The sequence below is a fragment of the Sulfuricurvum sp. genome, assembly GCF_049305995.1.
Lineage (GTDB): Bacteria > Campylobacterota > Campylobacteria > Campylobacterales > Sulfurimonadaceae > Sulfuricurvum.
On the sequence record NZ_JBAQPS010000093.1, the window covers coordinates 1 to 4,499 of the forward strand.

At 33.3% G+C, this 4,499-nt stretch carries 4 protein-coding genes; 1 reads left to right on the top strand and 3 read right to left on the bottom strand.

The window, feature by feature from the left end; all coding sequences use genetic code 11:
- The 3 genes from WA010_RS03140 to WA010_RS03150 all read right to left on the bottom strand — a co-directional run.
- Positions 1–780 (bottom strand): hypothetical protein (locus WA010_RS03140; protein ID WP_422555721.1); only part of this gene is annotated, 780 nt, incomplete at its 3' end.
- Entirely contained in the window at positions 777–2,144 is a 1,368-nt protein-coding gene (locus tag WA010_RS03145; protein ID WP_422555722.1) for a tyrosine-type recombinase/integrase, read from the bottom strand. The genes WA010_RS03145 and WA010_RS03140, both read right to left, overlap by 4 nt.
- Positions 2,137–3,360: a tyrosine-type recombinase/integrase gene (locus WA010_RS03150; RefSeq protein WP_422555723.1), complete on the bottom strand. Its 1,224-nt coding sequence runs from the start codon at positions 3,358–3,360 to the stop codon at positions 2,137–2,139. Before WA010_RS03150 ends, WA010_RS03145 begins: the two co-directional genes overlap by 8 nt.
- 340 nt (positions 3,361–3,700) lie before the next feature.
- Here WA010_RS03150 and WA010_RS03155 point away from each other — a divergent pair.
- On the top strand, positions 3,701–4,499 hold a 799-nt coding region (locus WA010_RS03155; RefSeq protein ID WP_422555724.1), incomplete at its 3' end, for an ATP-binding protein.

The following is a 4,499-nucleotide window of genomic DNA, read 5'->3' on the forward strand; positions in this document are numbered from 1 at the left end:
GCATTTATCTTTATTGTCTTTTTCAACGCATCCAATTTTGAGGTAAAGTACCTCAGAGATTCTTAGCCCTGTATAAGCTTGTATCAAAATACCAAATTTGGCATTATTAACTCTAAAGAGTCCTTCACTTTGTCCACTATTTATATTCTTGGTAATATTTGGCTCATCCCAAGCTTTTTGTAAAATTTCTTTCCACAATGGCATTGGAATACTTCGATCTTCCGGGCCAAATTGTCTTATTTCACGCCCCTGTTTATTTACACCCCACCAGTCCCATATTGAGGTTTCTAATATAATTGATTCATTTGGTAAGGATGGGAAATCCATTGATTGACCTACATTAATAACTTGCAAAAGTGTATTTGCAGCACGAGCTAGACCAGTTATCGATTTATCGCTCTGGAAATAAAATCTTTTTAGCCAAATGTTAAATTCCATAAAATAGTATGTATTGATTTGTTCCAATGAAGTGAGATTATTCATTTTTAGGAAATCAACAAGTTTACTGGCCAATCCATTAAATTCCAGTGCAACAGTATGCGGCTTTACTTGTCCTAATCGTATATAGCAATACCGTTTAATGGGTTCAACAATTTCTGGACAATCATTAAGTAATTGAAAGTTCAATCTTCCCAAAGAAAATGAACCAGTTCTTTTATTATGAAATAATGGAGTTAAATCCCAAACACTATCAGTGAAATGGCTATTCCCAACAACATAAAAACTCCATTTGTCTAAGGAACTTTCCGGAACAGGAAATGAAAGTGCAGTATTATTCATTGTATTTCACCATATTTTTCAAGTTTTTCTATTAGCATTTCAATAAGATCTTTTTCAAATTCTATGTGCTGAATAATATTTGAACCGTAGATGCTTTTGGTCTCAAGTTCCTGCTCTTTTTCTTTTACTAGATTTTTGAAATAAGGCAGAAAATCCGGTGTAGTGACCATTTTTGTACACCCATAACAATTCCCTCTTTTTTGGAACGTATCACACATATAATCGCTATCAATTGCCATTGCTTTATTGGTACAGTAACCATCTGGAAGTCGTAAAGCATTTTGAAAGTCAACATCTTCTTGAATGATTGCAATATCCTGTGTACTGGCAATAATTTGCATATGTTCAAGAGTGCTAGTAATCTGATTGATGTAATCCTCATCTTTGGTTTTGATATAGTATTTGGCAGTTGTTCGTTTGTGCTTATGATTCAAAATCGACTGTGTAGTCTCTATTGGAGCACCGCTGCTTTGCAAATTTGTGGCAAGCGTTCTACGAAACATATGTGAGCTTATTTTGATCAAGCGGCCACTATCGTCTGTTATATTGTGCTTCTTAACAAATTCATCAAGTCTTGTTTTTTGATATGAATCAAGGATATTAATCAATCCGGTTGATTGAACATATAGAAAAATATTGTTGAGTTTGCTTTGTTTTCTATAAGTGTCTGTGTGACGGATTAAAGCTGATATAGCTCTTGCAACGGGTGATGCTATTGCAGGAATGGTTATCCTTTCATTTTGTTTATGATCAACGTAATGCAAATCATACTTCCCATCTTTGTCACTCATAGACAAGCAATTATCTTCTAGTGCAATGATGTCTGATGAACGTAGTCCATAATAGAGAGAAATAATGACGTATGTTTTAGTGTAAATATCATCTTCACTATTTATGGCTTTTCTTATTTGCTTGAGCACACTATCAGAAAAATATGTTGTTTTGATATTCTCATTATTACGTTTGAAATTTGATTTCATAAAGATGCTAAAAGGTGGGGCTTCATCAGGATAATATTCATAAAGCCATTTACTAAAGTTCTTGAAAAAAGTATAGGCCATTCGCTGTGAGCTTTGAGTTAATGGATCACCGGATTTAGAAGTTGTTGTTTTCAAAAAAGCATAAAATTCTTGTAATGTTGCATACGAGAAAAGTGATAAATTAGAAATATTTTTGATCATCAAAAAGTTGAACAAATAATGGATCATTTTCACTTCAGTATACAAAGATGATTCTGTTTTAGTTTTCAGTTCTTTAGAGTGTTTAATGTATTCAAAATGCCGATTAGCTATATGTGTAGGTTTTAATTGTGAATAGTCAACAACCTTATCCCATTTACCAACTTTTAACGATATCTTATTCATTATCAACTCCATAGCTTGCATAAAATGGAATAAGTTCTTCGACGATTTGTTCTTTATTTGCAATTTGAATATAAATATCAGTTGATGCAATATGTGTATGTCCAAGCAATTTTCTTAACTTATCAATACCAATTTTGTTTCTTGCCAATGTGGTTGCGTAGGTATGACGAAAATCGTGAGGAGTAAAGTAAATTCCAGTTTCCTTCCCTATTTTTCGGCATCTGTCCCAGACAGCCTGATAGCTTAGTGGTTCACCTAAATTATTATGAAATTCAGAAATAAAAAGATACTCGTGTGCCATCTCTTTTTGCTCGTAAATTTTTAACCAAACACGCTCATAATAATCTGATAGCTTATTCATAAGCTGTGTTGGAATGAATAAATTACGAATACCAGTTTTTTGCTGACGGTAGCGGCTACCTTTTTGAAAATCGTCATTATTTGGTTTCATTCGTATTTCTTGGACACCTGATATGTTTTGAGAAATACCAATAGATTGAATATCAAGACTCAGTGCTTCACCTATTCTAATACCGGTAAATAGTAGCAACTCAAATAGCAGACGATCACGTTCCATTTTACAGGCGTTTAATATGATTTCAATTTGATCTTTTGAAAGAACTCGAATACCACGATCAAACTCTTTAATTTTAAAGGTGCTTTTTTGCACCAAGCTATTTTGAGTATGTTGATAAAAGGATTTATGCTGACGGGTAGGGCGTTTAATAGTCTCATAGCCATATACAAAAGGATTCTTGATTGCATTAACGGCTTCGTGGTACTTGTAGAAATCTCGTATTGTAGAAACAATTCTATTGACAGATTTTGCTGTGCGTTTACTGGGTGCATTCAACTGCATTAAATCTTTATTTTGATCTGGAAGCATCAACCAAGCTATAAAGTCATTGATATATTTATGAGAAACTGCAGAATATGATAATTTGTATTGATCTAAAAAGTCATAAAATAATTTTAAATCAGAGCCTTTGGTTGCAATTGTATTAAAGGCAAGTCTTTTAAGCTGAAGTCTGTTTTGTAGATATTCCCAAACTTCATCAATGATATTCCAATCATTGTCAAATAAGCATACATAGTGATCTATGAGGATAAAATCACTTTTTAGTTTTAACGTATTAATATTTGAATAAAATATTTCAATGTCATTATTAGAATTCAATTGTGCTGCATATCGTTGTTCATTGACTCTTAAATACATAATTATCCTTCCTCAATATAGTAGACAAATTGAGAATCTTGTATAATGGACTGTCTATGACGTATTATATACCTATACTCAATACTTTGTCAATAATAGACAATTAAATTAATGTACTTTAGATAACATAATATAGATTATATTGATAGACTCATTGCGCAGACTAAAGCTCTAAATATAGCAGTTTGATCAAACTATAACGGCTAAAGATTGTGGCGCAATTATGTAGCAAGTGATTTTATGATGAATGGTGATTGATAAAAGTATTAACCGTATTAATTTAGTACTTGACAATAAGTATAAAACTATATAAAATTGGTTTTATAGTAAAGGATAAAATATGAGAGAAATATTTCGCCGTATTATCATCGATTTTCAAGAACGCACTTTGCGCGCCACTATTAAACGTGATATTGAGATCCCACTATTTTGCGATAAGATCATCACCCTTATAGGGGTACGTCGCTGCGGTAAAACCTCAATTCTCTATAAAATGATCGAAGAGCTTCGAGAGAGTATTGATTCTAAAAATATCGTGTATGTCAATTTTGAAGATGACCGGTTGATGGGAACCACAGTCGGTGATTTGGATGATCTTGTTGAAGGCTATTTCGAGCTGTACCCTGAAAAAAGAGATGAAAAAATCTATCTCTTTGTCGATGAAGTGCAAAACATTCCCGGTTGGGAAGTCTTTATCCGTCGTATTTACGATACGCTCAATGTTCAAATCATTATAACAGGCCCCTCCTCCAAGCTTCTCAGCAGTGAAATAGCCTCGTCACTGCGTGGGCGAACACTTACGTATGAGATATTTCCGTTTTCTTTTAAAGAGTATTTGCGGTATAAAAACATTACGGTCAATCTCGATTCGTCTAAATCATTGAGCTTTATCAAACACCATTTCGAAGAGTATCTCCTCTGTGGTGGATTTCCCGAAACGATTGGACAAGAGGGATCAATCCAAAAAAGGATTCTAAGCGATTACATCAATCTGATTGTCTACAAAGACCTCATTGAACGTTATGGGATTACCAATACGGCACTCCTGAAACATTTGATCAAATACGCATTTGTTAATATGGCTACTTCGGTTAGTATTACCAAACTTTTTAATGATTTCAAATCCAATGGCTTTAAAC